The organism is Mycobacterium sp. TH-M25, assembly GCF_057473665.1.
Map to the genome: position 1 here is coordinate 1 of NZ_JBYCLA010000082.1, position 5,083 is coordinate 5,083.

The following is a 5,083-nucleotide window of genomic DNA, read 5'->3' on the forward strand; positions in this document are numbered from 1 at the left end:
CGGCAACAGCTGCAAGAAGCGGGTGAACAACCGGCCTTCGTCTGCATTGGTTCCCACGATGAGCGGCACGCGATGCGCCTTGCCCTGCTGCATCGCATGGAGCGGGTCCAGGGGCAGCACGTCGTCCCCGAATACCGGCCCAATGGGGAACGCGCCCAACATGTCTCGCACACCATCGCTGATCAGGCGATGCTGCGCCGCCACCAGCTCCGCGGGTGTCGCCTTCATCAGCACGTCGATCGCATTGTCCTTGCGGGCGCCGAGTACCGCGGCGAACCGCGCCGCAAACTCCGCGGCGACATCGGTTGAGCGCGTCATACCGCTGGCGGGACTCTCCGAAATTGCCTGAGCGAAAAGCCCTTCGGCATCAGGTGCGGCCAGCAATGCAGCGACGGCATGCGCGCCGGCGCTCTCGCCGAACACGGTCACATTCGCGGGGTCGCCACCGAAGGCCGCAATATTGTCCTGAACCCAGCGCAGCGCCAGGATCAGATCGCGCAAAAACAGGTTGCCGGCGATGGTGACGCCCGGCGTCGACAGCGACGACAGATCCAGACAGCCCAGCGCACCCAGCCGGTAGTTGACCGAGACGTAGACGCAGCCGCGTTTGGCCAGCGCCACCCCGTCATAGATCGGCGTGGCCGAGCTACCCATGATGTATCCGCCGCCGTGGATGAACACCATCACCGGTAGTGGCTCGGCCGCCGCCGCTTCGGGCGCGACCACGTTGAGGGTGAGGCAGTCCTCCCCCATCGCCTGGTACTTGCCGACCCCGAGGACGGTGTAGCGACGCTCCTGCGGTGCGCAGTTGGTGAAGCCGTGGCAATAACGCACACCGCGCCAGGGCTGAGCCGGCTCGGGCGCCCGGAACCGCAGTTCACCCAGCGGCGGACGAGCGTAGGGGATGGATCGCCAGCGATGGACGCCGTCGCGGGTGAAACCTTCGACGGTTCCCGCGGCGGTCACGATGCGGACGGTGTGTTCGTGCATCACCCGACGGTAGCGAACGTCAGGAGGTGGCGCCGGGCAGGTCGGGTTCGAGCACCTGGACGGTCCCGGCCGTGCCATCGACTTCGACGAGCGCTCCGGGCGGCAGACGTCGCGTGGCGTCATGCACATCGACCACGCACGGAATGCCGAATTCCCGAGCCACCACCGCGGCATGCGACATCGGCCCGCCGAGTTCGGTGACGACGGCACCCGCGTAGGAGAACGCGGCCGTATAGCCGACGTCGGTGACTTCCGCGACGAGAATCTCGCCGGCCTCCAAATCGTCGATGGTGTCCGGTCGCACGATCCGCACCCGGCCGCGGACCCGCCCACCGCTGACGCCGGCCCCGCTGAGCGCCTGCCCCGCGGACAGCACGGATGCCGCGATGGTCGCGGGGCGCCACGTGCCGCTGAAGATCGCCGGTGGGGTGACGCCGGCGAGTCGGCTCTGCTCGGCACGGCGCCGCGCGACCACCTCGGCGGGATCGGCGGGCAGCGCGTCGAGTTCGTCGACGAGCAGATAGAACACGTCGTCCACGGTGCCGAGCACACCCGCACTCGTGAGCCTGCGTCCGAGCTCACGAAGGAGGTTGCGCAACAACCAGACCGAACGCACCATCCGATCGCGACGCACTTCGCGGTCGCGGACCTGGTGCGCAGCCAGCAGTGCCACCGGTCGAGCGCGCAACGGGATCTCCGAGCGGTTGGTCTTCGAGCGCATCGGCGCGTCAAGGGATTTCGCCACCATACGCAGTAGCAACGCCGGGTCGTCGGCATAGCTGGACGAGCGCATTTCGAGCTCGGCGGGACCACGGTGTCCGAACGAGTTCAATTCAGCGAGCACCTTCTTGTAAAACTCTGGGGCCTGGACTTCCAGTTCGGCGAGATGGTCGCCGGCACCGGCCAGAATGCGGCTTACGTTGGCATCGCGTCGGGCCGCATCGGCCAGCCGATACACGACCTTCAGGGGGCCGGCACTGGCCAACTCCTGACCGACCGGCAGCACCGTGTCGCGTCCGATCACACCGCGCAGAATCGTGCTGAGCGCAGCGAACGTCAGAAATGAGCCCATCGAGAGCACCCACGCGTCGACGATGCTGTCCCGGGCCAGCAAGATCAGGCTCTGCAAGCGCGGATCACTGAGTTGTGAAAGCTCGCCGGCGGCAAGCTCTTCGAGCCTGGCGACGTCGTCGACGAAGTCAGTGGTGTCGTAGTTTGCACCGACGATCAAACCGGCCAGATTGGCGCCGAACACACCCAGATTTCGCACGGTGCGCAACGGTCCTGTCGCGCTGCGTGATTCGGGGGGTAGCTCTTGTTCGCCGTGTATTGGCATAGACGCCACGCTGGGACCGAAGTACTGGCTCTGCCGGATCACCGTCCCCGGTTTGACGAAGGGCACGACTTCGGCCATGTAGTGCGCCGTGGTAATGGCCCCGTACAGCCGGTGGGCGAATACTCCCACTGTGCGAGTGGCGATCTCGCGCTGGATCAGTCCGCCGGGACGCAATCGGCCGGCAATGATCGCGCCGCCGGCACGCAGTCCCGTGACTGTCACGGATGCCGACGACGGCGAGAACGGGCCCGGCAGCGCCTCGGAGAGATTGGTCGCCAGATAGGTCGGGAATCGGGGGTCGATCGGAGTGTCGAACTCGCCGTTGTCGCCGTCGGGACCGGCCATCACGGTCGTCATTCCATCGGCGGTTGGGGCATCGACCGCCGGGATGTCCTGAACATGGGTCAGCCGCCAGGGCACCGACGTCAACCGCGGACCGATGCTCACCCGGCCGCGCACCGCTAAGGCGAAGTCGTCCAGACATTCGTGTCCGGTCCAGGCCGGTGCGTAATTCCACTTGTTCTGCAGCAGAGCGCTATCCAGCGATGGTGCGCCCAGCAGCAAGTCGAGTTCGGCGGCGGGCCCTAGCCTGCGAAACAGCCGCGATACCGTAGGCCGCCCGAGCGTCTGGGCGATCTCACCGAGGGTGAGCTCTCCGGGCGCGGCGAGGTTCACCGCTCCGCTGCCGATGCCCGCGTCGAGGGCGGCACGGACGAATACCCGGTGCGCGTCGTCGGTGTGCACGGCCTGCAGGGTACGATCTGGGGCAGTCGGCAGAACGGCGCCCGCCAGTGCCCGCCGCACCCAGTTGTCGACGCCGCGGCCGAGGATCGCCGCACTACGGATTGTCACCCACTGGGCACCGCTTGCCGCAACCATCGACTCTGCACTGGCCTTGTCCCGACCGTACGCTGAAACCGGCTGCAACGGTTCGGCTTCCGACTTGAAATATCCGGACCCGTAGACGTGAGCCGATGACGCGAACACAATGCGACGGGTACCGGTCCGTGCCATCGCCTCGAGCACATTGCGGGTACCACCGACGTTGACGTCGCGGTCCGCGGGACGAACTGTAGCCGGATTTCTCACCCAGGCACAGTGCACAACGACCTCCGCACCCGCCACCGCCCGCCGCACAGTGCTGGCGTCGCGAATATCACCGGAGACGAAGGCCGCTCCGCCCGGCCAGCTTTCGGGCTGACGCCGGGCCAGACCGACTACCTCGTGGCCCGCACTGAACAGTCGCAGGACCACCCCTCGGCCGACGACTCCGCTGGCCCCGATGACCGCGATTCTCATCGGCTACTCTTCGTCGTCGAGGAATGCGGCATTGACCAAGTCGTCGAGATCCATTGTCGCGAGGTCTTTTTCCTTACCCTGATCGGCATCCGGGTCATTGGCCTCGTTGGCCAGACCCAACAACAGGTCTAGCACCCCGGCTTGCCGCAGCCGCTTGACCGGAATGGACGCCACCACACGCTGGATCTCCGCTTCACCGGGTGCGACTTTGGCGACCACTTCGGCCGAGGCGCCGATCAGCTCCCCGCGGAAGTAGCCCGCCAGGGCCGTGGAGTTCGGGTAGTCGAAGATCAGCGTCGGTGACAGCGGCAGACCGGTGGCGGCTTTGAGGCGGTTGCGCATTTCGACGGCGGTCAGCGAGTCGAAACCCAACTCCTGGAACGCCTTGTCGGGGTCGATGGCCTCCGGGCTGCTGGTGCCCAGCACGGTGGCGATGTGCGAGCGCACCAGATCCAGCAGCACGGCCTGCTGCTCGTCCTCGGGCAAACCGTCGAGCCGTTGCAGCAGCGCGGACTTCGACTTGGCGGCGGCCAGCGAATCGTCGACTTGGCGGCGTGCCGGCGCGTTGATCAGGTCGACGAACATCGGCGGCAGCGTGCCTCCGTCGAACTTCGTCCGCAGTGCGGCGGTGTCGATGTGGGCGGGCAGCAGGAACGGCTCGTCGATCACCATCGCGGTGTCGAGGAGCTGCAGCGCCTGCGAAGAGGACATTGCCACGATGCCGTCGCGGGCGAAGCGGGCGAAGTCCACCTCGGCGAGTTCTCCCGTCATGCTGCTGGCCTGCTCCCACAGGCCCCAGCCCAGCGAGATCGCCGGCAGACCGCGCGCCCGGCGGTGCGCCGCCAAACCATCGAGAAAACCATTGGCCGCTGCATAGTTCGCCTGGCCCGATGATCCGACGAGGCTCGCCATCGAGGAGAACATCACAAACGCCGAGACGTTCGAATCCACAGTCAGCTCATGCAAATTCCACGCAATGTCGACCTTGGCCCGCAACACCGCATCCACCCGCTCCGGGCTCAACGACATCAGCACCGCATCATCGAGCACACCCGCGGCATGAATCACCGCCGACAACGGATGCTGCACCGGAATGTCAGCCAACACCTTCGCCAACGCAGCACGATCCGCAGCGTCACACGCCACCACCGACACCTCGGCACCGACGGCCGACAACTCCGCTGTCAGCTCCGCAGCACCCGGCGCATCCGGCCCACGGCGCCCCAACAACAACAGCTGCCGCACACCATGATTGACCACCAAATGACGAGCCAGCGCCGAACCGGCCATACCCGTACCACCGGTAATCAACACCGTACCCAGCGCCCACCCATCCGGCATGGTCAACACCACCTTGCCGATATGACGCGCCTGGCTCAAATACCGCAGCGCCACGGGCGCCCGCCGCACGTCGAAAGTGGTCACCGGCAACGGGCGCAGCACGCCCGCCTCGAACAG

At 66.6% G+C, this 5,083-nt stretch carries 3 protein-coding genes; all 3 read right to left on the minus strand.

Going from position 1 to position 5,083, the window contains the following annotated elements:
* Nucleotides 1–990 (minus strand): carboxylesterase family protein (locus AC2VOU_RS02970; RefSeq protein ID WP_486956023.1); only part of this gene is annotated, 990 nt, incomplete at its 3' end.
* 19 nt (nucleotides 991–1,009) lie between these two features.
* A complete protein-coding gene (locus tag AC2VOU_RS02975; RefSeq protein WP_486956024.1) occupies nucleotides 1,010–3,625 on the minus strand; it encodes an NAD-dependent epimerase/dehydratase family protein in 2,616 nt (871 codons plus the stop codon).
* Nucleotides 3,626–3,628: 3 nt separating this feature from the next.
* On the minus strand, nucleotides 3,629–5,083 hold a 1,455-nt coding region (locus AC2VOU_RS02980; RefSeq protein WP_486956025.1), incomplete at its 5' end, for a type I polyketide synthase.

Coding starts and splice junctions, on each gene's coding strand:
- AC2VOU_RS02975 (WP_486956024.1), bottom strand. CDS start 3,625: ATGAGAATCGCGGTCATCGGGGCCAGCGGAGTCGTCGGCCGAGGGGTG.